The sequence below is a fragment of the Macromonas bipunctata genome (assembly GCF_002837135.1).
GTDB lineage: Bacteria > Pseudomonadota > Gammaproteobacteria > Burkholderiales > Burkholderiaceae_C > Macromonas_A > Macromonas_A bipunctata.
On the sequence record NZ_NWBQ01000019.1, the window covers coordinates 1 to 22,956 of the forward strand.

Genomic DNA, 22,956 nt, shown 5'->3' on the forward strand with positions numbered 1-22,956 from the left:
CACGTGCGCAACGAGGCGGTGCGGGCCTGCGGGCGACTGGGGCGCAAAATCTGGAAATGCTGGAGCGGCTACCACCGGCGCAGTCTGGTGGAGACCAAGATGCACTGCTTCAAGCGCTTGGGCGAGCGCGTGATGGCACGCACGTTCGAGCGTCAGGTGGCGGAGTTGCAGGTGCGCGTGGCGTTGCTCAACCGCTTCACGCAACTGGGCACCCCGGACACGGTGGCAATAGCATAACTGCGTCTGGGGTCAGGGGAAGACCGTCCTTTCAGAACTTTGTGCAACAAAGCCATCGAGTGTGGCCACCACCACGCCGCGCAGTTGGCCGTCGTCCAGCATGGCGCGCGACACATTGACCGCCCAAGTGCGGTTGGTCGTCAGGTAGGGGCGCGAGATGAACACGCGATGGGTGTCGTCGTGGACAGTCTGCACAATTTCCTGGAAAAATGGCCGGTGTGCGTACTGGCCTCCCACCAATGTTGAGACGGTGGACAGTTGCACCACGCCCTTGCCGTCGAGCACTGTAAAGCTGCGTGTGCCCGGCAGTACGTCCAACACGCGTTGCAGGTGCCGGGTGGCGTGTTGCTGGCTGTGCGGATGTTGTTGCCACAGTGGCAAACCGGCCAGCAGCATGTCGAGGGCGTGGCTGGCGCTCTCAATTTCCATTTTCAGCACCCGTGCTGCCATCTGGCTTTGCGTGAGCAGTTGCACGGTTTCGTTGGCCACAATGGTGTGGCGTTCCGAATCGCGCAGCAGGTACAAGCTGGCGCCCAGCCCCAGCCACAACAGTGCCCACAGCAGCCACGGCCAGCCACGCTGCCCACGTTGGGGGTAAATCTGCGTGGGCAGAGCGTGGTCGGGGGTGTGGCTCATGGCGGCGTGGGCGCAAGCGGGGTCAATGGCCCCAGCTGTCTTTCAGGCCCGTGATGCGGTTGAACACCGGGCGGCCAGCGGTGTGGTCGGCGCGGTCGGCCACAAAGTAGCCGTGGCGCTCGAACTGGAACTTGTCGTCGGGCTGCGCCTTTGCCAATGAAGGTTCGACGTAGCCCGTGACCACGTGCAGGCTGTTGGGGTTGAGGCAGGCCAGAAAGTCCTTGCCGCCCGCGTCGGGGTTGGCATCGCTGAACAGGCGGTCGTAGAGCCGGATTTCCGCTGCCACACCGTCGGCCACGCCCACCCAGGTGATGGCGGCTTTGACCTTGACCGAATCCGCACCGGGGGTGCCGCTCTTGGTGTCGGGCACCACGGTGGCGTGTACTTCGGTAATGCGGCCCTCGGCATCTTTGGTGCAGCCGGTGCATTCAATCACGTAGCCCCCCTTGAGGCGCACCTTGTTGCCGGGGAACAGGCGCTTGTAGCCCTTGGGCGGCACTTCGGCAAAGTCTTCGCGCTCAATCCAGACTTCCTTGCCAATGCTGAACTGGCGCGGTGCCGGAGCAGGCTGGCCTTCGGGCGGATGGGGCAGGGCGGGCAGGGTGCAGGGTTCCAGGTGGCCCGCGCCCATCACCTCGTCCCAGTTGGTCAGCACCAGTTTGACCGGATCGAGCACGGCCATGCCCCGGTGGGCTTGGTGTTCGAGGTCTTCGCGCAGGCAGCCTTCGAGCGTGCTGTAGTCGATCCAGCTGTCGCTCTTGGTCACGCCAATGCGTTCGGCAAACAGTTGCAGGCTGGCGGGGGTGTAGCCACGGCGGCGCAGGCCAACGATGGTGGGCATGCGCGGGTCGTCCCAGCCGCTGACGTGGCCATCGCGCACCAGTTGCGCCAGCTTGCGCTTGCTGGTGACGACGTAGGTGAGGTTGAGGCGCGCAAATTCGTGCTGGTGTGGCGGTGGGCTGTTCAGCAGGCCACCTTCAATCAGGCGTTGCAGCAGCCAGTCGTAAAACGGGCGTTGGTCTTCAAATTCCAACGTGCAGATGCTGTGGGTGATCTGCTCCAGCGCGTCTTCAATCGGGTGCGCAAAGGTGTACATCGGGTAGATGCACCATTTGTCGCCCGTGTGGTGGTGCGTGGCACGGCGGATGCGGTAGATGGCCGGGTCGCGCATGTTGATGTTGGGGCTGGCCATGTCGATTTTGGCGCGCAGCACGGCGGCACCGTCGGGCAGTTCGCCATCGCGCATCTGGCGAAAGCGGGCCAGGTTCTCGGCGGGGGTGCGGGTGCGGAAGGGGCTGTCCACGCCGGGTTTGCTGAAGTCGCCCCGGTTGGCGCGCATCTCGTCGGCGCTTTGCTCATCGACGTAGGCGTGGCCCGCTTCGATCAGGTGTTCCGCCGCGCGGTACATGAAGTCGAAATAGTCGCTGGCTTGGTAGAGGTGGGTCTCGTGCTGGCCGTTGAAGCTGGAGGCCCAGTCAAAGCCCAGCCAGCGCACCGCATCGATGATGCTGTGGACGTATTCCTGGTCTTCTTTTTCGGGGTTGGTGTCGTCAAAGCGCAGGTGGCACACACCGCCGTAGTCGCGCGCCAGGCCAAAGTTCAGGCAAATGGATTTGGCGTGGCCCACGTGCAGGTAGCCGTTGGGTTCGGGCGGAAAGCGGGTGCGGATCTTGGCCGGATCGGGCTGGCCAGCACCGTGGTGGGCCGCATCGCCGGGCGAGCCGCCCCAGCGGCGCTGGGCGTAGGTGCCAGCGGCCAGGTCGTGCTCGATGATCTGGCGCAGGAAGTTGCTGGGCTTGTGGGCCGCTTCGGGGGCAGTGGAGTCGGGGGTGGAAACAGTGGAGCTCATGCGCGCCATTTTAGGGGCCGCGTTGCCCGCGCTGGCGCGCCCGCAGGCTGAAACGGCTGGTTACGCTTGTTGCAGGCGCTGCCACGCGCTTTGCGGGCCAAATCGGGCTCTAATGCAGGCTGTGTTGGTGCGCGTGTGTGGCGTGCCCGAGGAGTGTTGAAATGAAATTCATGCAATCGTTGCGGGGCGTGCTGGCCGTGGGCTTGCTGGGCGTGGCCGGGTTGGGGGCCGTGCCCCAGGTGCAAGCGGCCGATGTGTACTGGTCGATCGGGGTGCAGTCGGGCCCCGCGCCAGCGGTGGTGGTGCCGTCGCGCCCGTCGTATCCGCCGCCGCGCGTGGTGTACGCCCCGCCCCCAGCCATGCCGGCGGTGGTCGTGGTGTCGCCAGGCTATGCGGTGCCCGCTGCGCGCTGGGACGACGCGCGTGGCCGCCGCGAGGGCCACTACAGGCGCCACCACCATCGGCACGACCGCCACGGCCACCGCGACGACCGCCGTGCGTCCGGCGCCACCTGCTACCACCAGGACGTGGGCTATTTCGACTGCCGCCGGGGCCCGCGCTGAACCTGAGCCTGAATCCCATAAAGCCCTGATAAGGGTGGGGCAAAGTCATTTTTTCGCAACAGTGCTGTGCTAATTTGCCGGCATGAAAAGATCCATGCCTTGCGTTTGGTCGGCGTTTGTGGCAAAGCCTTCCGGGTGGGGAGTGCGGTGCTGGCTGGGCGCATGCCTGGTCGTGGGAGTGGTCACGGCCCGCGCCGAGACCGCCTACACCCTGCTGTACCCCCACCACAGCGCCCCGCTCATCAGCCAGACCCAGGGCACGCACCAGGGTGTGCTGGTGGATGTGGTGCGCGCGGTGGCGCAACGCACGGGCATGCAGCTGCACTGGCAGCCGACCAGCGGCGTGGCCACCGAGCGTGACGCCCAGCACGCCCGCGCCGACGCCGTGCTGATGCTGCACGCGCCGCTGCACGCGCGCCTGCCGGGGCACGAGGTGACGCTGCCGCTGCTGGAATCCGAATTCGTGCTGGTGCGGCCGCAGGACGCGCCGGAGCGTGATGCCCGCTCGTCGCGCTTTCGGGTCGGGGTCGAGCCCAACGGCATCGCCATGGAATGGGCGCTGTACCAGCAGCCCGCCCAGCTGGAGCTGGAGCTGGTGGAGGACTGGCCCCGCGCGCTGCTGGCGCTGCAAAGCGGGCAGGTGGACGCGCTGGTGATGGACCGCTGGCTGGCCCAGATGTACCTCAACAGCGGCGAGGCGGCGGGCCTGCGCATCGGCAACACCCCGGTGGCGCGCGGCTACGCCTACCTGGCGGTCAAGCCCGGGCAGACCGAGCTGCTGGAGCTGTTCAACAGCGAGCTGCGCGCCATGCAGGCCGACGGCACGCTCAACCAGATCCACGCCGCCTGGGGCAGCCACAAGGTGGTGCCCGTGGCGCGCCAGACCTACCAGCTGGCGCTGGGCCTGGGTGGGCTGGTGCTGTGCCTGCTGGTGGCCATGGTCTGGACCAACCGCAAGCTGGCCGCCGCGCAGCGCAAAGCGCTGGAGCTGCGCCACGAGGCGCTGCAGGCCGAACGCGCGGCCAAGGCCAGCCGCCACCGGCTTAACACCATCCTCGACACCGTGGTCGATGCCGTGCTCACGCTCGACGAGCGCGGCACCATCACCCACGCCAACCGCTCCACGCTGACCATGTTCGGCTTTGCGGCGCGCGACGTGCTGCACCACAGCATCCTCAAGCTGCTGCCCGACGGGCTGCGCGAGCTCAACCTGCACCACGGCCTGCCCACGCTGGTGCAGGTGGGCCCCAATGGCGTGATTGGCCAGGGCTGCGAGAGCTGGGGCCGCCACCGCGACGGGCGCACCATCCCGCTGCACGTCTCGCTGGCGCAGGCCAGCGTCACCGACGAGACCTGCTACGTGGTGTGCCTGACCGACGTCAGCACCGAGGTGCAGGCGCGCGAATGCGCCCGCGCGGCCCAAAAGACCGCCGAGGCCGCGCAGCAGGTGGCCGAGCAGGCCGCGCGCAGTAAGGACGTGTTCCTGTCCAACATGAGCCACGAGTTGCGCACACCCATGAACGCCATCATGGGCTTTGGCCAGATGCTGCAGTACGACCCGGCCCTCAACGCCGACCAGCAAGACAGCGTGCAAGAGATTTTGCGCGCCAGCGAGCACCTGCTCTCGCTCATCAACGACGTGCTGGACCTCTCCAAGATCAGCGTGGCCAAGATGGTGTTCAACATCGAGCCGGTGCCGGTGTCGGAGGTGTTGCGCGAGTGCCGCAACCTGGTCACGCCGCTGTTGTTGCAGCACGCCATTACATTGCACATCGACCCCCACGCCGACGCGCACTCTGGCCACGTGCTGCTGGCCGACCGGCTGCGGCTCAAGCAGGTGCTCATCAACCTGCTGTCCAACGCCATCAAGTACAACCGCCCGCACGGCCAGGTGCAGGTGGGCCTGCAGGAGGTGGACGATGGCCGCCTGCGCCTGTCCGTGCGCGACACCGGCCACGGCATCCCGCCCGAGCACCACGCGCGCCTGTTCGAGCCCTTCAACCGGCTGGGCTTCGAGAACTCCGGCATCGAGGGCACGGGCATCGGCCTGAGCATTGCCTGCAAGATGGTCGAAGGCATGCAGGGCCGCATGGGTTTTGACAGCGTGGTGGGCGTGGGCAGCACGTTCTGGTTCGAGCTGCCGCTGGAGTTCGATCTGCTGCCGCCGCAGGCGCCCGCGCTGCTGCAGGCCAGTGACCACGGCACACCCGTGCCCTACGTGTACTGCGAGACCGAGCAGCTGCTGCCGCGCGTGCTGTGCATCGACGACAACGCCACCAACCTCAAGCTGTTCGAGAAAATGCTGGGCCAGTCGGGCCGCTATGAGGTCTGGACCGCGCAGAGCGCCACGCATGGCCTGGAGCTGGCGCTGCGCCACGTGCCCGACCTGATCCTGCTCGACATCAAGATGCCCGACATGGACGGCTACGCGCTGTTGCAGCAGCTGCAGCGTCACAAGGCCACGGCGCAGGTGCCTGTGTTTGCCGTCACGGCCCAGGCCCTGACCGACGACGTGCAAAAGGGGCTGGACGCGGGCTTTGCGCGCTACATCGTCAAGCCCGTGATCGATGTGCAGGGCTTCTTTTTGCACATCAACGATGCGCTGGACAAGTCGCGCGCCGAGATGCTGTCGCGCCCGCTGGCGCGTCAGGGCGAGGCTTGAACCCGCAGACCCGCGTGGCCCGTGCCTTGGAGCCGGGCGGCGGCTGTTATGACGCCACGCCCAGCAGCGCGTGCAGGCGCGGGCTGCTGGTGGTATATTGCAGCAACACGCGTTCTTCAGGCCGCACCACAGCCGCGGCGGCAAACGCGGCCAAGGTGGCCTCGTGGAAGCCACACACAATCAGCTTGCGTTTGCCGGGGTAGGTGTTGATGTCGCCCACGGCAAAAATGCCCGGTTCGCTGGTGGCAAAGGTCTCGGTGCTGACGCACAGTTGCTTGCGCTCCATCGCCAGTCCCCAGTCGGCCACTGGCCCCAGTTTGGGCGACAGGCCCAGACGGGGCAGCAGGGCATCCAGTGGTAGGCGTGCCGATCCGTCGTCGGTGGCAATTTCCAGTGCCGTCAGGTGTTCGCCTTCGCATTCCAGCTCCGTAGGCTGGCCAATCACCAGTTGCAGCTGGCCTTGGGCCAAAGCGGTGCGCAGGGCTTGTTCCAGTGCGGGCTCTACACGGAACTTGTCGATGCGGTGCAGCAGCGTGACGCTGGCACAAGTGCCCGCTTGCGCCAAGGCCAGCGCGTCTTCCAGTGCAGCGGCATCACCGCCCATCACCACCACCGCTTGTCCGGTCAGCCGTTCAGTGGCAATGGCGTGGTAATGCACTTGGCGGTTCTCCAATGCGTTCAGACCGTCCAGCGCCACGCGGCGCGGCGCAAAAGCCCCTACACCGGCGGCAATGAACACAGTGGCGCAATCAAACACTTGCCCGCTGGCGGTGGTGACGCGAAAACGCTGGTTGGGCTGGCGCTGCAAGGCCACCACTTCCTGCTGCAAATGCAGCGGCGTTTTGAATGGGGCGATCTGTTGCAGCAGCCGTTCGGTCAGTTCACGCCCGGTACACACCGGCACGGCGGGGATGTCGTAAATGGGTTTGTCGGCGTACAGCTCCACGCACTGGCCACCGGGGTGGGGCAGCGCATCAATCACGTGGGCCGCAATCCCTTGCAGCCCCAGCTGGAACACCTGGAACAGGCCCACCGGGCCTGCACCAATCACGACCGCGTCGGTGGTGACCATGCCGGTGGTGGGCCGATCCATCAGCGTTGCAGCAGCGACAGCTTGCCGGTGCGGTCTTTCATCGCGTCTGCGTCGGGCAGCGGGGCCTTGCGCTTGGTGATGCTCTTCCAGTTGGGCAGGCGCGCCAAGTCGGCGTTGAGCTTGATCATGTGTTGCTGGTCTTTGGGCACATCCTCTTCGGCGTAGATGGCACCGGCGGGGCATTCCGGGATGCAGACGGCGCAGTCGATGCACTCATCGGGGTCGATGGTGAGGAAGTTGGGGCCTTCGCGGAAGCAGTCCACGGGGCAAACGTCCACACAGTCGGTGTATTTGCAGGCGATGCAGGCTTCGGTAACGATGTGGGTCATGGCGGCGAGGCTGCACAGGGCAGCGCAAGGTGTTGGAGAAAAAATGGCACAACCGACCCGGCACACGCAGGGCGCACCGCAGGTCGGCTGTGTGTCAAGGGCCTGATTTTAAGTTCAGTTGACCAGCACTGCCCCCGAGGTCTTGTGGGTGGCGGTATCGACCAGAATCAGTGCGCCCAGCACGCGCGATTGCGCGAATGGTACGGCTGGGATGGCCTCTTGCAGCAACAGTTCCACGTGGCCGATGGCGTTGGGGTCGAGGTGGTCGGAGTTGAGCTCGGCCAGGGTATTGATTTCCAGTTTGTGTACCACGCGCTTGACTTTGGTCTTGACCCAGCGGTGCCCGTGCAGCGCCCAGTAGACGCGGCCTGCCACCAGCGGTTCGTCGTCCAGCCATGCTACGGTGGTGGACAGTTCTTTGTGGCCGGGGTAGGCGCTGACGGCGGCAGGGGTGTCGAAGTCGTCCTCTGCCACGGCAGCGGCCACTGGAGCCGCCAAAATCCAGTCGCCGCGCGACACGTCCACTTCACGGTCGAGTACCACACCGGCGCTGCGGCCAGCGGCCACGTCTTGCGGGCGGCGGGCGTGGTCCAGCACTTGGGCCACCACAGCCTTTTGGCCACTCGGGAACACTTGCACCTCGGTGCCGGGCATAAACGTGCCAGCGGCCACGCGGCCCCAGAACACACGGCGGCCCTGGTAGGTCACGTTGCTGTCGTGCTGTTTCTCCACCCACTGCACCGGCAGCGCCACTGGCGCGGTGGTGTCGGCGGGGGTGTTGGGCAGTTGCTCCAGAATTTGCAGCAGCGTGGCACCGTTGTAGCCGCACCAGCCGGGGTTGGTCACGTCCACCACGTTCCAGCCCTTGAGCGCCGACACCGGCACCGTAGCGGTCACCGGAATCCCCGCTTCAGCGGCAAACGCGGCCAGTGCACCGCTGATGTTCTGGTACGCCACCGTGGCATCGTCCACCGCATCGAGCTTGTTGACGGCAAACACGATGCTGGGCACGCGCAGCAGTTTGCACAGCAGCGAATGGCGGCGGGTTTGCGGCAACAGTTGCAGGGCGGGGTTGGCCCAGTCCAGCTTGGTGGAGTCCACCAGCACCACCGCGGCATCGGCGCTGGAGGCGGCCGTGACCATGTTGCGGGTGTACTGCTCGTGGCCGGGTGCGTCGCCAATGATGAACTTGCGCGCTTCGGTGCTGAAGTAGCGGTAGGCCACGTCGATGGTGATGCCTTGCTCGCGTTCGGCGCTCAGGCCATCGGTCAGCAGCGCCAAATCGGTCTCGCCGCCACGGGTCACGCCCGCCAGATGGTCTTGCAGCACGGCTTTGCTGTCCACCAGCAGGCGGCCAATCAGCGTGCTCTTGCCGTCGTCCACCGAGCCGCAGGTGATGAATTTCAATGCGTCCATGTTCTTGCTTTCTTTGGGTCGGGGGGCGGTTTAGAAGTAGCCTTCGCGCTTGCGCTTTTCCATCGATGCGTCGCTGGTCTTGTCGTCCATGCGGGTCGCACCGCGTTCGCTCAGGTCGGCGGCCAGGGTTTCGATCACGATCTCGCCCGGGGTGGCGGCGGTGCTGGCCACGGGGCAGGTGCAGGTGATGTCGCCCACGGTGCGGAAGCGAACGTCGCGCACCACCACTGCTTCGCCTTCCTTGGGCGGTGTCAGCGGCGTGACGGGCACCAGCAGGCCCTTGCGTTCCACCACCTCGCGCTGGTGGGTGTAGTACAGGCTGGGCAGCGCAATGTTTTCGCGCTCAATGTACTGCCACACGTCCATTTCCGTCCAGTTGCTGATGGGGAACACGCGGAAGTGCTCGCCCGGCTGCAAGCGGGTGTTGAACAGCGTCCACAGTTCAGGGCGCTGGGCCTTGGGTTGCCATTGGCCAAACGCGTCGCGGTGGCTGAAGATGCGTTCCTTGGCGCGCGCTTTTTCTTCGTCGCGGCGGGCACCGCCCATCAGCGCGTCAAAGCGGAATTCCTCAATCGCTTCGAGCAGCGTGACGGACTGGTGCGCGTTGCGGCTTTCGCCGGGGTGGCTCAGGCGCACGGTGCCACGCGCCATCGAATCCTCGACGCTGCGCACAATCAGCTCGGCACCCAGCTCTTTGGCGCGGAAGTCGCGGAAATCGGTCACTTCCTGGAAGTTGTGGCCGGTGTCGATCATCAGCAGCGGGTACGGAATGCGGCCCGCGCCAAAGGCTTTTTCGGCGCACTTGAGCATCACGAGCGAGTCTTTGCCGCCCGAAAACAGCAGCGCCGGGCGCTCGAAAGTGGCGGCCACTTCGCGCAGAATGAAGATCGTTTCTTCTTCCAGCGCGTCCAGGTGGGAGTTGTTGAGTTGGTGGCTCATAAATGGTGCTTGTAAGGGGTTATGACTTGACGTGCAGGCCGCACTCTTTGGCGCTTTCATCTTCCCACCACCAGCGGCCGGAGCGGAATTCCTCGCCCAGGCTGATGGCACGGGTGCAGGGCGCACAGCCGATGCTGGGGTAAAACTGGTCGTGCAGCGGGTTGTAGTCCACGCCATTTTCGCCGATGTAGTGCCACACATCGCCCCACGTCCAGTTGGCCAGCGGGTTGAACTTGGTCAGGCCCTTGCTGGCCACTTCGCTGGTGTCGATCAGCGGTACTTCGGCGCGGGCGCTGGATTGCTCGCGGCGCAGGCCCGTGATCCACGCTTTTTGCCCCGCCAGCGCGCGTGCCAGCGGCTTCATTTTGCGGATACCGCAACACTCTTTGCGCAGGGCGATGCTTTGGTACATCGCATCCTGGCCTTCGCGGCGGATGAAGTGGATCACCGCCTCGTGTTGTGGGCGGTACACCGTGACGGGGGCGCGCGAATGGGCCTCGGTGCGTTCCAGCAGGGCCAGCGTTTCGGTGTGCAGCGCGCCGGTGTCCAGCACAAACACGCCAATGTCGAGTTGCAGTGCGTTGATGAGGTGGGTGATCACCACATCTTCTGCGCCCAGACTGGAGGCTTGCACCAGCGGCTGGAATTCGGCAGCGGCACGTTGCAACAGTGCCTGCGTCTCGGCCAGTTTGGCGGCGTAGTCGGGCGACGCTTTGGCGTGCAATTGCGTGGCCTTGAGCGGCGCAGCGGGCTTGAGGCCCGAAGTGCCACCGATGGGGGAAATGTCGCTCATGCAGGAGTCCTCTCAGGCAGCAGTATCGGCAAAGTGTGGTTGCGGATGCACCACGTCGCCTTGGTAGAAGCCGCTGAAGTGGCGCAGCAGTTTTTCACCGTGTGCCACATCTTGGTCGGCGCGCAGCACGGCTTCGGTGAAGCCGCAACGCTGCATGTGTACCAGTTGGTCGATCAGCACGTCGCCGGTAGCGCGCAGGGTGCCGGTGAAGCCGCAGCGGCGGCGCAGCTCCACCGCCTGGCTGAAGGCGCGGCCATCGGTGAACTTGGGGAACACCAGATCGATGCGCGTGATGCCTTGCAGGTCGAGCGCGAGCACGTCCGCATCGTTGTTCACGGTCAGCACGCCGGGGGTGGCCTCGGCAGTGGGCTGGTCTTGCAGGTTTTGGGCGGTCAGCAGTTGCATGGCGAACGTGTTGTCGTGGGGTGAACGGGCGGCATCAGGCATCGGTGCGGGCGGTGGCCACGCGCTGGGCGTTGGCGGCCACTTTGAACGGCTCCAAGCCCGCGCGCTTGACGGTGGCCTGGAAGGTTTCGCCGCTCTGGCGTTGGGCGCGGTAGGTGTCGAGGATGGCTTCGATCACGTCTGGCACTTCGTTGGCGGCAAACGAGGGGCCAATTACCTTGCCTGGGGTGGCCGGGCCGCTCAGGGTCGAGCCGTCGGAGCCGCCCAGCGTGATTTGGTACCACTCCTTGCCGTCCTTGTCCACGCCCAAGATGCCGATGTGGCCGCTGTGGTGGTGGCCGCAACTGTTGATGCAGCCGCTGATGTGCAGGTCGATTTCGCCCAGATCGTGCAGCTCGTCCAAGTCTTGGTAGCGTTCGGTGATGGCATCGGCCAGCGGCAGCGAACGTGCGTTGGCCAAGTCGCAAAAGTCGCCACCGGGGCAAGCGATCATGTCGGTCAGCAGGCGCACGTTGGCTTTGGCCAGGCCCAGGCGCTTGGCTTCGCGCCACACGTCGGGCAACTGGTCGGCGCGCACCCAGGGCAGCATCAGGTTCTGGTCGTGCGTGACACGCACTTCACCGGCGCTGAAGCGTTCGCTCAGTTCGGCCACGGCGTCGAGTTGGTCGGCGGTGGCATCGCCGGGCGATTGGCCCACGCGCTTGAACGACAGCGTGACCGCGCGCAAGGCCGGGTTGCGGTGCGCCTGCACGTTGCGGTGCAGCCAGCGGTCGTACTCGGTCTGTTCCTCGGCGGTGATGGCGGCAGCGGCGGTGCTGCCAAAGTCCAGTGCCGGATCGACAAAACCGGCTTGCACGCGCGCCAGTTCGGCGGCGGTGATGGTGTGTGGGCCGCCGTCTTGTTCCAGAATGCGCTGGAACTCGGTTTCCACTTCGTCGATGTAGCGTTGGCCTTCGGCCTTGACCAAAATTTTGATGCGAGCCTTGTAGATGTTGTCGCGGCGGCCCCACAGGTTGTAGACGCGGATCACCGCTTCCAGGTAGTTCAACAACTGGTGCCACGGCAGGAATTCGCGCAGCGTGGTGGCAATCACCGGCGTGCGGCCCATGCCGCCACCGGCCATCACTTTGAAGCCAACTTCGCCCGCCTCGTTCTTCAGCAGTTGCAGGCCCACATCGTGCCAGCTGGTGGCGGCGCGGTCTTCGGTAGCCCCCACAATGGCGCATTTGAACTTGCGGGGCAGGAAGGCAAACTCGGGGTGCAGCGTGCTCCACTGGCGCAGGATTTCGGCAAATGGGCGCGGATCGGCGATTTCATCCACCGCAATGCCGGCCAGCGCGTCGCTGGTGGTGTTGCGGATGCAGTTGCCGCTGGTCTGGATGCCGTGCAGCCCCACGCTGGCCAGCAAGTCCATCACATCGGCGGCGGCGCTCATCGCAATCCAGTTGAACTGCACGTTCTGGCGCGTGGTGAAGTGGCCGTAGCCGGTCTTGAGGCGGCTGCCAATCGCCTTGCCATCGCGCAGTTGCACATCGCCCAGCTTGTTCTGTGCGGCCACGGCACCTTGGAACACGTCGGCGCTGGGTTGGTCGTATTCGCGCGCCACACGCGCCAGCACGCGCACTTGCGCCGCCGACAGTTCACCGTAGGGCACCGCCACGCGCAGCATGGGGGCGTGGCGCTGGATGTACCAGCCGTTTTGCAGCCGCAGGGGCTTGAACTCGTCCTCGCTGAGGCTGCCCGCTTGCCAGCGTTGCAGCTGGTCGCGGAATTGTGCGGCGCGCTCGTGCACAAACTGGCGGTCAAATTCGGTGTATTGGTACATACAGGTTCAGGGTTCCAGAAATCGGTTCGGGTTTACGAGGTTCGGTTACAGCGCGATCAGCTTGAGCCCAGCGTAGGCCAGCAGCACGGAGAGCATGGAACGCACGATACGTTCTGGGGTTTTGTGCATCAGTTGTGAGCCCAGCCAGATGCCGGGCAGCGAACCCGCCAGCAGCTTGAGCAGCAGCGGCCAGTCCACCGACCCCAGCGAGGCGTGGCCCATGCCCGCCACCAGCGTCAGCGGCACCGCGTAGGCAATGTCGGCCGCAATGATACGGGGCAGCGGCAGCAGCGGAAACAGCACCAGCAGCACCGTCACGCCAATGGCGCCGGCACCGACCGAGGTCAATGTCACCAGCGTGCCGATCAGCGCGCCAAACAGCACCGGCAGGCTCCAGTGGCGCGCTCGCGTGGCGGCAGCGTCGCTGGCCGGGGCGGTGGCCTCGACCGGGCCCGCCGACGACACCACCCGCACCGGCAGCGGCTTGCGCATCCGTATCGCCTTGAACAGCGTGGCCCCGGCGGTCAGCAGCAGCGCCACGCCCAGCGTGGTGGTCATGAGCTTTTGCACCTCGGGGCTGGCCGGCCCCAGGTTGTGCAGCACATACAACGTGACCAGCGCCGCCGGGATGCTGCCCGCACACAGCTGGCCCACCACGTTCCAGGGCACCAGGCGCTGGCGCATCAGGCTGACGGTGCCACCGGCCTTGGTGAAGGCGGCAAACAGCAAGTCGGTGCCCACCGCCAGATAAGGCTTGACGCCGAAGAAGAAAATCAGGATGGGCGTCATCAGCGAGCCGCCCCCGACGCCGGTCAGGCCGACAACGAGGCCGACAAAGAATCCGGCAAAAACAAAGGCGAGATCGTGCATAGGGGTTGGACTGTAGAGGGATCCTACATAAAAACAAACGACTTTTTTCTTGTTTTTATATAGCTTGTAGGCATGAAAATGGCCGCTTGTTGCCCGCTGTGGTGTGTGCGCCAGGCTGTGCGGGCAAATATCTGTTAAGTTTATGGTCATGAGTACGTCCACCCCCACCTCTCCCGTTGCCGCCGCCCCGGCGCCCGCCCGCAATGTTGTCAATGATGTGTCGGAAGCCATCGACATGCGCGTGCGCGCCAACATGGCCCGTGCGTGGTCTGGCATTTCCCCTATCTCGCTGGCGCTGGCCTACACCGATTGGGCGCTGCACTTTGCCTCGTCGCCCGGTGCGCGCTGGCGCCTGTTCCGCCAGGCCATGGAGCAAAGTGTGAACTGGCAGAACGACGCCGTGCTGGCGCTGGCCAAGACCGCAGCCAAGCCGCTGCAGGAATTGGCCCACGCCGGGCGCGGCGAGCCCGAAGCCAGCCCGACGGCGGTGGCCAAGCCGGTGGAGCCACTGGCCCAGGCCATCCACACCGACCCGCGCTACGCCGACCCGCTGTGGGAGGAGTGGCCGTGGCGCGGCTGTGCCACCGCTTCCAAGGCCATGGAAGCCTGGTGGCGCGGCGCCAGCGGCCTGCGCGGCATGCAGGATCACAGCCGCGAGCAGATGCGCTTCTACGGCCTCAAGGCGCTGGACGTACTGGCGCCCAGCAACTGGCTGCTGTCCAACCCCGAAGCCATGCGCACCGCCTGGGAAACCGGCGGCCAAAGCCTCATGAAGGGCATGGACAACGCCATGAACGAGTTCCGCCTGCGCCACGGCGGCGAGGGCAGCGAACTGGCGCGCAGCCGCCGCAAGGAAGACCCGATGCCGGGCCAGCAGGTCGCGGTCACGCCGGGCCGCGTGGTGTTGCGCAACCGCCTGATCGAGCTGATCCAGTACGCACCCACCACCGAGCAAGTCCACGCCGAGCCGGTGCTGATCGTGCCGTCGTGCATCATGAAGTACTACATCCTGGACCTGGCACCGCAGAACTCCATGGTGCGCTGGCTGGTGTCGCAGGGCCACACGGTGTACATCATCTCCTGGAAAAACCCCGACGCGGGCGATGCCCACATGGGCATGGACGCCTACGTGCGCACCGGCGTGCTGGACGCGCTGGGCCACGTCCACACCGCCACCGGGCAGCCGGTGCACTTGGCGGGCTACTGCCTGGGGGGCACCTTTGCCGCGATGGCCGCCGCCGCGCTGGGTGGGGGCGACGCGCACGCGGCCTCGCACCGCGACGGCATGGCCAGCGTCTCACCCCTGGCCAGCCTGACGCTGATGGCCGCCGAGACCGACTTCACCGAACCCGGCGAGATGGGCGTGCTCATCGACGAGGCCCAGGTCAACATGCTCGAAGGCATGATGGCGCAAAAAGGCTTCCTCACCGGCAAACAGATGTCCGGGTCGTTCCAGTTCCTGCACTCGCGTGAGCTGGTGTGGTCGAGCCAGACCAAACGCTGGTTGTTGGGTGAAGATGAAATCACCAACGACCTGATGGCCTGGAACGCCGACGTGACACGCCTGCCCGCCGCCATGCACAGCCAGTATCTGCGCCACTGCTTCCTCAACAACGATTTGGCCGAAGGTCACATGCCGTTCGAGGGCCAGTCGCTGTCGCTGCGCGACATCCGGGTGCCGGTGTTTGCCGTCGGCACCGTCAAGGACCACGTGGCCCCGTGGCGCTCGGTGTACAAAATCCACCGCCTGGTGCAAGGCGATGTGACCTTTGCCTTGACCAACGGCGGCCACAACGCCGGCATCGTGTCGGAGCCGGGCCACAAGGGGCGCTACTTCCAGTACCTGACCACGCCGCACAAGGCGGCATGGCGCACCGCTGACGAATGGCAGGCCGCCGCGCCGCGCCAGGACGGCAGCTGGTGGACAGCGTGGAGCGCCTGGATGCTGGCGCAAGGCAGTGGCACCCAGGTGCCCGCCCGCACCGTGTCGCCCAACGCAGGCGTGTGCGATGCGCCCGGCGATTATGTGATGGTGCGTTACGGCGACTGACGCCGCCGTGGCTTGAACGCTGGCGGGGCTTCTCTCAGCGCCGCCAGCGTTGCGCCGCCAGCGCCAGCGCCAGTTTCTTGTCCACTGGCCAGGGCTCGCCGGTGAGTTCCGCCGCCAGCACCTCGCCGCACAGCACCGACAGCGTCAGCCCGCGCGCGCCCATGCCCGCGCACAGCAGCAGGCCGGGCAGCTGCTCGGTGTCCAGCGCGCCCACCAGCGGCAGGCGGTCGGGCACAGTGCAGCGCACCGCCGCCCAGGCTTGCGCCGCACCAAATTCCGGCCCCAGCGCCTGCGCCACGGCGGGCAGCAGGCGTTGCAACCGCGTCAGGTTGGCTTCCTGGTCTTCGGGCTTGAGGCGGCCCTGCGTGGCGCCACGCTCAAATGTTGAGCCCATGAACCAGCCGGGTCGGCCATCCGGCCCCAGTGTGCCGCTGACAAAACTGCCGTGCCCGTTGACCGGGAATGGTGGCAGCGCAGCGGCCAAGTCGTCGGGTGGCAGCGGGTTCCATGTGATCTGACCCCGCAGCGGGTTCAGCGGCACTTGTACCGGTTTTGCGTCACCACCGAGGTGTTGCAGCAGCGCCAGGCAGTCGTACGCGGCGGCCAGCACCACGCAGGGGCTGTCGGCGTACAGGGTGCCGTCGGCGCCCCACACGCGCCAGCCTTGGGCGGTGCGTTCCAACCGTGCCACCTCGCAGCTGCCGCGCCATTCGATGTTGGGGTGTTGCAGCTGCGCCGCCACCAGTTGCGCCGGGCGCAGCCAGCCGGCCTGCGCGTGCCACAACGCGGGGGTGTCGGCGGGTAGACCGGCGGCGGCCAGCGTCTCTGGCGGTGCCGGTCGGCTCCAGGCCAGGCCGGCCTCGGGCCAGGCGTCGCCTGCGGGCAGGCCGCGCTTGCCTTCCACCCGGTGTTCCAGCACGCCGCTGTGTGCCCAGTCGGTGCCCGGCGCCAGCAGCGCCTGGCAGCGTTGCAGTGTGGCGCGCACACCCGCTCGGCTCAGGCGCGACAGCACGTTGTCGTCGGGCGAGGTGTGCGGTGCCACCAGTCCCACCGGCAACCCCGAGGCCCCCGCCGCCGGCTGGGCGCTGCGGTCCAGCACCTGCACCGCGTAGCCGCGCTGCGCCAGGCTGTACGCCGCCGCCGCACCCGACAGCCCGCCCCCAACCACCACCGCCCGGCGTTGTGCAGCCGTGGCGCCAGTAGCAGGTGCCGCTGCGCGCAACACCCGGCGCAAGGGCCAATGCGGCGCGTAGGTGGCCCCAAAACCGTGTGATGCTGTTGCGCCCGCTGCCGTGGCGCGCGTGCCGCCGTCTGGCACAAAGCCCAGCTGCTTGAGGGCGTCTTGCACCGGCGGTGCCAATGTGGGCGCCGCCAGCCGGGTGCCGGGCTGGCACAGCCGCGCCACCGCCTTGAGTGTGGCGGGCGTCCACTGTTCGCCGTCTGTATTTGCGTTGGGGTGCGTCAGGAACACGCTGTCCACCGGCGTGTCCAGCTGCGCCAGCAGGGTCTGCACCGGGCCGATGCACAGTGTCAGCTGCACCTGGCCCTCGTCAAAATTGAAGCGGTGCGTGCCGGGCAGCAGGCCCACCCAACGCTGCGCCAGCACTTCGGCCAGCGGGGCCAGCTCGGCCAAGGCGGCCACGCTGCGCCGGATGTCGTCGGCCTGCACCGGCCACGCCTCCACCGCCGTGAAGTGCAGCGGCGTCGCCGTCGGGCATTGGGCTCGCCACTGGCGCCACGCGTGCCACGTGGCCAGAAAATTCAGCCCCAGCCCGAAGCCTGTCTCCAGCACGCGCCAGCCGCCGTTGCCGCCCGTGGCCGACGACGCCACGTCCGCCGTCATTCGGCGCTGGGCGGCACGTAACCGGCGGCCTGATCGGCACCTTCACCAAAAAAGTGCTTTTCCATCTGGCGGGCCAGGTACTGGCGCGCACGTGCGTCGGCCAGGTTGAGGCGGTTCTCGTTCACCAGCATGGTCTGGTGCTTGAGCCACTCGGCCCAGGCTTGTTTGCTGACGCTGTTGTAGATGCGCTTGCCCAGCTCGCCGGGGTAGGGCGCAAAGTCCAGCCCTTCGGCTTCCTGGCCCAGCTTGATGCATTGAACGGTACGTGCCATGGTGTGTGATCCTTTTCTTTCAACCCGGAGGTTATGAACTCATGAAATTTTATTGTTTTCGGTTGTGAACGTAAGCGGGCACAATTCACACCTACCGAAACGCCCCCGACTGTATCAAGCTTTGCCCCCAGGCCGGGCCGCACCGTGGGCAGAAACCCTTTGCTCCCTGTACCAGGTGCCCGGCGCTACACTGTGCCCGGTGCCTTGCACCCCTTGTTATTTTTACCACCACCATGAGCGCATTCATTGAAGAGCGTGTACTGACCGTACACCACTGGACCGACCGCCTGTTCAGTTTCACCACCACCCGCGACACGGGTTTCCGCTTCAGCAACGGCCACTTCACCATGATTGGCCTGCGCCAGCCCAATGGCAAACCGCTGTTGCGCGCGTACAGCATCGCCAGCGCCAACTACGAAGAACACCTCGAATTCCTCAGCATCAAAGTGCCCGATGGCCCGCTGACCAGCCAGCTGCAACACATTAAGCCCGGCGACACCATCGTCATGGGCCGCAAGCCCACCGGCACTTTGTTGCTGGACTACCTGTTGCCCGGCAAGAACCTGTACCTGATGGGCACCGGCACCGGCTTGGCGCCGTGGATGAGCATCATCCGCGACCCCGACACCTACGAACGCTTTGAAAAAGTGATCCTCATGCACGGCGTGCGCCAAGTGGAAGAACTGGCCTACCGCGACTACATCACCCAAGAGTTGCCCCAGCACGAATTCCTGGGCGAGATGGTGAGCAACCAGCTCATCTACTACCCCACCGTCACGCGCGAGCCGTTCGAGCGCCAGGGCCGCATCGGCGACCTGATCGAGAGCGGCCAGGTGGCGCGCGAACTCGGCCTGCCCGAGCTCAACCCCGAGACCGACCGCGTGATGATCTGCGGCAGCCCCGAAATGCTCAAGACCCTGAAAGAGCTGTGCGAGAAGCGCGGCTTCAAGGAAGGCAACACCAGCACGCCGGGCGACTTCGTCATCGAGCGCGCCTTCGTCGAAAGCTGATCCGCCTGTCTGCCCGCCGCCTTGCCATGACCACCACCGCGCCTGTTCACGCCATCGAAGCCGACCTGCGGCAAGTGATCTACGCCCTGTCCGATGCGCTGGACTTGGTGGGCGTGGACGATGTGGCGCACGGCAAGCGCGTGGGCATCATGGCGGCGGAGTGTGCGCAGGGCTTGGGCCTGCCGCCCGCGCAGCGCACCTGGCTGTTCGATCTGGGCATCCTGCACGACATTGGCGTGTCGTCCACCGCCACGCACCAGCACCTGGTGGAGGAGTTCGACTGGGCGGGCTCGCAGCGCCACGCAGTGGTGGGGCACGACCTGCTGTGCCGCTTTGCGCCGCTGGCCGACATGGCCCTGCCCATTCGCTACCACCACACGCGCTGGGACGACCTGTGCGCCCAGGGCGTGGCGCCCGACGTGGCGCGCGCTGCCAACCTGATCCTGCTGGTGGACCGCGTGGACGCGATGGCCGCGCCGTACTACGCCAGCGGCAAGGTGCTGCAGCACCACCGCCAGATCCAGGACGAGATCCGCCAGCGCAGCGGCAGCTATTTTGCCCCGGAGCTGGTGGATGTGTTCCTGCGCGTGTCGCAGCACGAGGCGTTCTGGCTGCTGCTGGAGCCGCGCGCCGTGGCCAGCTACCTGCACGACATGCAGGCCGCCAGTCTGCCGTACCGCGCCGGCATGGCCGACCTGCACCAGCTGGCCGAGATCTTCTCGCGCATCGTGGACGCCAAAAGCCCTTTCACCGCCGAGCACTCCACCGGCGTGGCCCATGTGGCGCACCGGCTGGCGCAACGCCTGGGGCTGGCGCCCGAGCAATGCGACAAGCTCGAAATCGCGGGCCTGCTGCACGATCTGGGCAAGTTGCGCGTGCCCGACGCCATCCTCGACAAGCCCGGCAAGCTCACCGACGATGAGCGCCTCGTCATCAACACCCACAGCTTCGAGACGCTGCAGATCCTGCGCAACATCCACGGCTTCGAGGACATTGCGCTGTGGGCCGCCTACCACCACGAGGAAGCGCACGGCACCGGCTACCCCTTTGGCCTCAGCGGTGATGCCTTGCCGCTGGAAGCGCGCATCCTGCGCGCCGCCGACATCTTCCAGGCCATGGTGCAAGACCGGCCTTACCGCGCGGGCCTGTCGGCGCAGGCCGTGACCGACTTCATGCGCCAGTTGCAGGCCCAGCACCGGCTGGAGCCCGAGATTGCCGACGCGCTGCTGTCCGACATCGACGCCATGATGCTGGCCGCCAAGGGCCACGTCGCCGGGCCGCCGCCCGTGTCCGCCGCCTGAACGGGCCTGAAACCCTCCGAAGGAGCTGTTGCCTTGAATTCTGTGTTGCAACCCTTGGCGCAGCGCCCGCGTGGTGCGCTGGCGCTGCTGGCCGCCACCTGCGTGGCGCTGCTGCTGTTTGGCCTGTACCTGCAGCACAGCGTGGGGCTGGAGCCATGCCCCATGTGCATCGTGCAGCGTTACGCCCTGATGGGCGTGGGTGCCATTGCGGGGTTGGCCGCGCTGTCGCCCACGCGCCGGGGCCAGTGTTGGGGTGCGTGGCTGCTGCTGCCCGTGGCCGGTTTTGGCGCCTTCACCGCCGCGCGCCAGAGCTGGCTGCAGTGGTACCCGCCCGAGGCCTACAGCTGTGGCCGCGACCTGTACGGCATGATCGAGGCCTTTCCGTTGCAGCGCGCCATTCCCATGATCTTCAAAGGCAGCGGCGACTGCACCGCCATCGACTGGACGTTTCTGGGCTTGTCCATTGCCAACTGGTCGTTTCTGTGTTTTGTGGCGATGGCGCTGCTGGCCGGGTTGTTGCTGCTGGCGCTGCGCTCGCGCAACGGGCACCGCGCCTGAACCGTTGCCAGTTCAGGCGCAGCGGGTTGCCCGATAGTGTCAGATCAACGCGCCGGGCTGCTCCCCGCGTTCATACACCACGTGGGCGCGGCCCACAATCAGCGGATCGAGCTTGCCGATGGTCTCCAAATCCTTGTTGGTGTAGGGCAGCTTGTGCAGCACGTAGCGCATGGCATTCAGGCGTGCGCGCTTCTTGCAGTCGCTCTTGACCACCGTCCACGGTGAATCGGCGGTGTCGGTGCCAAAGAACATGGCTTCCTTGGCGCGGGTGTAATCGTCCCACTTGTCCAAGCTGGCCAAGTCCACCGGGCTGAGCTTCCATTGCTTGAGCGGATGCACCTCGCGCTCCTTGAAGCGGCGGCGTTGCTCGTCTTGGCTGACCGAGAACCAGAACTTGACCAGATGGATGCCGCTGCGCACCAGTGTGCGCTCAAATTCCGGCACTTGACGCATGAACTCGTGGTATTCGGCATCGGAGCAAAAGCCCATCACGCGCTCCACACCGGCGCGGTTGTACCAGCTGCGGTCAAACAGCACGATCTCGCCCGCGGTGGGAAAGTGCTGAATGTAACGCTGGAAGTACCACTGGCCGCGTTCGACCTCGCTGGGCTTTTCCAGCGCCACGATGCGCGCGCCACGTGGATTCAGGTGTTCCATGAAACGCTTGATGGAGCCGCCCTTGCCGGCGGCGTCGCGGCCCTCGAACAGGATCATCACGCGCTGGCCCGTTTCCTTGACCCAGGCCTGCAGCTTGAGCAGCTCCACCTGCAGCTCGTACTTCTGCTGCTCGTAGGTGGAACGGCGCATCAGGTACTTGTACGGGTAGCCGCCGTCGCGCCAGTCGGCGGCCAGCTCGTCGTCGGGGTGGCCCTTGCCGATGGGCTGGTTGCGCTCGCCCTCCAGCAGTACCTGGCGCAGCACCTGCAGGTCGTCTGCCGATGCGCCTTCGAGCGTGGCGCGCAGTGCCGTGGCCCGCTCGGTGGCGGGCAATTCAGTGTTATCCAGCAAGCCCAGCACCTGCGCCAGCTGCTTGCCTTGCGCGGCCTGCGTGGCCACGGCAGGGGTGTGGTGGTCGATGGCGTCGGCGGTCAACACCGGGGCGGTATCGCCCTGCGCGGCTGGGCGCGGCTTGTTGCTGGTGGCCGCAGCGCGCACGCGCTTGGGCTTGACCGGCGCGGCGGCGGCCAGTTCCGGATGCAGGGGCGTGACGGAAGCCGTCGTGGTGGAGGAGGTTTCGGGGGTTTTGTTGTTCATCAATCTGTGCGGGAAACCCCGGCATTCATGCCGGGGAGGGATAGCACGGCTTGCACAGCAAGCCCCTGAACCCGCTCCTTTCTCAATTGGCTATCTTCTGGGTGAATGAGGTAATTTTCGTGTAAATTGCCTATATGGACATCAAGCGCGCGTACCGCTTTCGGTTTTACCCAACGCCTGAGCAAGAGGTCATCCTTGCCCAGACGTTCGGTTGCGTGCGCTTTGTGTACAACCACATGCTGCGTCTGCGTAGCGAGGCATGGGAACAGCGGCAAGAGCGCATGGGCTACCACGACACCTCTGCCGCGTTGACGTTGCTCAAAAAGCAACCGGAGTACGCGTGGCTCAACGACGTGTCCAGCGTGCCATTGCAGCAGGCGCTGCGCCACTTGCAAACAGCGTTCGGCAACTTTTTTGCGAAACGCGGGCGTTACCCGCAGTTCAAGCGCAAAAGCGGCCACCAGTCGGCGGAATACACCGCCAGCGCGTTCCGCTGGGATGGTCAGGCGCTCAAGTTGGCCAAAATGGCTGCACCGTTGGACATCCGTTGGTCGCGCCAGATTCCGCAAGGTGCGAAGGTGACGACCGTCACCGTGTCGAAAGACGCGGCGGGCCGTTACTTTGTCAGCTTGCTGTGTGACGACGTGGTCTGCGCCAAACCGGAAGCACCCAGCCAAGTCGGCATTGATCTGGGCCTGACTCATTTCGCCATCCTTTCCGACGGCGAAAAAATCCCAGCGCCCAATGCTTTCCGCAAGCACGAGAAAAAGCTGGCCAAACTGCAACGCAAGCTGGCCAGGAAAAAGAAAGGCTCCAAGAACCGTACCAAAGCGCGGCTCAAAGTCGCCAAGCTGCACGCCAAGATCGCCGACATCCGCAAGGATTTCACGCACAAGCTCTCGACCCGGCTGATCCACGAAAACCAAGTGATCGCCGTCGAGACGCTGGCCGTCGGCAACATGAAGAAGAACCGCAAGCTCGCCAAATCCATCGGTGATGCGGGCTGGGCCGAGTTCGTGCGCCAGCTCGAATACAAGGCCCGCTGGTATGG

At 65.8% G+C, this 22,956-nt stretch carries 20 protein-coding genes and 1 pseudogene; 8 read left to right on the plus strand and 13 right to left on the minus strand.

All coding sequences use genetic code 11. The features are described 5' to 3' along the window. Positions 1–237 (plus strand): annotated as a pseudogene (locus CON76_RS02945) (IS5/IS1182 family transposase); the annotation flags it as partial. 12 nt (positions 238–249) lie between these two features. Here CON76_RS02945 and CON76_RS02950 read toward each other — a convergent pair. Together CON76_RS02950 and CON76_RS02955 are read right to left on the minus strand one after the other, a co-directional pair. After that, on the minus strand, positions 250–873 hold the full coding sequence (locus CON76_RS02950) for a PDC sensor domain-containing protein (RefSeq protein WP_101101877.1): 624 nt from the start codon (positions 871–873) through the stop codon (positions 250–252). A gap of 22 nt (positions 874–895) precedes the next feature. After that, positions 896–2,722, minus strand: coding sequence for a glutamine--tRNA ligase/YqeY domain fusion protein (locus tag CON76_RS02955; protein ID WP_101101893.1), 1,827 nt, complete (start codon positions 2,720–2,722; stop codon positions 896–898). 161 nt (positions 2,723–2,883) lie between these two features. Between CON76_RS02955 and CON76_RS02960 the strand changes: the two genes are divergently transcribed. Both CON76_RS02960 and CON76_RS02965 read left to right on the plus strand, forming a co-directional pair. Then, complete coding sequence (locus CON76_RS02960) at positions 2,884–3,285, plus strand: hypothetical protein (protein WP_205758167.1); 402 nt, start codon at positions 2,884–2,886, stop codon at positions 3,283–3,285. 172 nt (positions 3,286–3,457) lie between these two features. Beyond that, on the plus strand, positions 3,458–5,947 hold the full coding sequence (locus CON76_RS02965) for an ATP-binding protein (protein ID WP_169928966.1): 2,490 nt from the start codon (positions 3,458–3,460) through the stop codon (positions 5,945–5,947). 46 nt (positions 5,948–5,993) lie between these two features. Here CON76_RS02965 and CON76_RS02970 read toward each other — a convergent pair whose 3' ends face one another. The 8 genes from CON76_RS02970 to CON76_RS03005 all read right to left on the minus strand — a co-directional run bounded on the left by CON76_RS02970 (position 5,994) and on the right by CON76_RS03005 (position 13,617). Further along, the gene (locus tag CON76_RS02970) at positions 5,994–7,040 is read right to left on the minus strand and encodes an NAD(P)/FAD-dependent oxidoreductase (RefSeq protein ID WP_240592740.1); all 1,047 of its coding nucleotides are present in this window, start codon (positions 7,038–7,040) and stop codon (positions 5,994–5,996) included. Beyond that, positions 7,040–7,369 (minus strand): ferredoxin FdxA, encoded by a 330-nt coding sequence (gene fdxA / locus CON76_RS02975; protein WP_101101879.1) that lies wholly within the window; start codon positions 7,367–7,369, stop codon positions 7,040–7,042. The genes CON76_RS02970 and fdxA overlap by 1 nt, the downstream gene beginning before the upstream one ends. A gap of 114 nt (positions 7,370–7,483) precedes the next feature. Then, the gene (locus CON76_RS02980) at positions 7,484–8,785 is read right to left on the minus strand and encodes a sulfate adenylyltransferase subunit 1 (RefSeq protein WP_101101880.1); all 1,302 of its coding nucleotides are present in this window, start codon (positions 8,783–8,785) and stop codon (positions 7,484–7,486) included. A gap of 30 nt (positions 8,786–8,815) precedes the next feature. Continuing rightward, positions 8,816–9,724: a sulfate adenylyltransferase subunit CysD gene (gene cysD / locus CON76_RS02985; RefSeq protein WP_101101881.1), complete on the minus strand. Its 909-nt coding sequence runs from the start codon at positions 9,722–9,724 to the stop codon at positions 8,816–8,818. A gap of 19 nt (positions 9,725–9,743) precedes the next feature. Next, entirely contained in the window at positions 9,744–10,517 is a 774-nt protein-coding gene (locus CON76_RS02990; protein ID WP_101101882.1) for a phosphoadenylyl-sulfate reductase, read from the minus strand. 12 nt (positions 10,518–10,529) lie between these two features. Then, complete coding sequence (locus tag CON76_RS02995; protein ID WP_101101895.1) at positions 10,530–10,922, minus strand: DUF934 domain-containing protein; 393 nt, start codon at positions 10,920–10,922, stop codon at positions 10,530–10,532. A 34-nt stretch (positions 10,923–10,956) separates the two neighbouring features. Beyond that, positions 10,957–12,747, minus strand: a complete 1,791-nt coding sequence (locus CON76_RS03000) for a nitrite/sulfite reductase (protein ID WP_101101883.1) — start codon at positions 12,745–12,747, stop codon at positions 10,957–10,959. Positions 12,748–12,792: 45 nt separating this feature from the next. Then, complete coding sequence (locus CON76_RS03005; protein WP_101101884.1) at positions 12,793–13,617, minus strand: sulfite exporter TauE/SafE family protein; 825 nt, start codon at positions 13,615–13,617, stop codon at positions 12,793–12,795. A 148-nt stretch (positions 13,618–13,765) separates the two neighbouring features. Here CON76_RS03005 and CON76_RS03010 point away from each other — a divergent pair, with 148 nt between their 5' ends. Then, complete coding sequence (locus CON76_RS03010) at positions 13,766–15,667, plus strand: PHA/PHB synthase family protein (protein ID WP_101101885.1); 1,902 nt, start codon at positions 13,766–13,768, stop codon at positions 15,665–15,667. A 34-nt stretch (positions 15,668–15,701) separates the two neighbouring features. Here CON76_RS03010 and mnmC1 read toward each other — a convergent pair whose 3' ends face one another. Then, the gene (gene mnmC1, locus CON76_RS03015; protein WP_101101886.1) at positions 15,702–17,510 is read right to left on the minus strand and encodes an FAD-dependent 5-carboxymethylaminomethyl-2-thiouridine(34) oxidoreductase MnmC1; all 1,809 of its coding nucleotides are present in this window, start codon (positions 17,508–17,510) and stop codon (positions 15,702–15,704) included. Continuing rightward, entirely contained in the window at positions 17,507–17,782 is a 276-nt protein-coding gene (locus CON76_RS03020) for an oxidative damage protection protein (protein ID WP_101101887.1), read from the minus strand. The genes mnmC1 and CON76_RS03020 overlap by 4 nt, the downstream gene beginning before the upstream one ends. Positions 17,783–18,015: 233 nt before the next feature. On the opposite strand from CON76_RS03020, the gene CON76_RS03025 reads away from it, so the two are divergent. The 3 genes from CON76_RS03025 to CON76_RS03035 are packed head-to-tail and all read left to right on the plus strand — an operon-like array spanning position 18,016 to position 20,651. After that, on the plus strand, positions 18,016–18,792 hold the full coding sequence (locus CON76_RS03025; RefSeq protein WP_101101888.1) for a ferredoxin--NADP reductase: 777 nt from the start codon (positions 18,016–18,018) through the stop codon (positions 18,790–18,792). 26 nt (positions 18,793–18,818) lie between these two features. Beyond that, complete coding sequence (locus CON76_RS03030) at positions 18,819–20,093, plus strand: HD-GYP domain-containing protein (RefSeq protein WP_101101889.1); 1,275 nt, start codon at positions 18,819–18,821, stop codon at positions 20,091–20,093. 42 nt (positions 20,094–20,135) lie between these two features. Beyond that, a complete protein-coding gene (locus CON76_RS03035) occupies positions 20,136–20,651 on the plus strand; it encodes a disulfide bond formation protein B (RefSeq protein ID WP_101101890.1) in 516 nt (171 codons plus the stop codon). A 39-nt stretch (positions 20,652–20,690) separates the two neighbouring features. On the opposite strand, the gene ppk2 is transcribed toward CON76_RS03035, so the two are convergent. Further along, on the minus strand, positions 20,691–21,905 hold the full coding sequence (gene ppk2 / locus CON76_RS03040; RefSeq protein ID WP_101101891.1) for a polyphosphate kinase 2: 1,215 nt from the start codon (positions 21,903–21,905) through the stop codon (positions 20,691–20,693). A 134-nt stretch (positions 21,906–22,039) separates the two neighbouring features. Here ppk2 and CON76_RS03045 point away from each other — a divergent pair. Continuing rightward, positions 22,040–22,956: RNA-guided endonuclease TnpB family protein (locus tag CON76_RS03045; protein WP_101101892.1), on the plus strand; the 917-nt coding region annotated here is incomplete at its 3' end.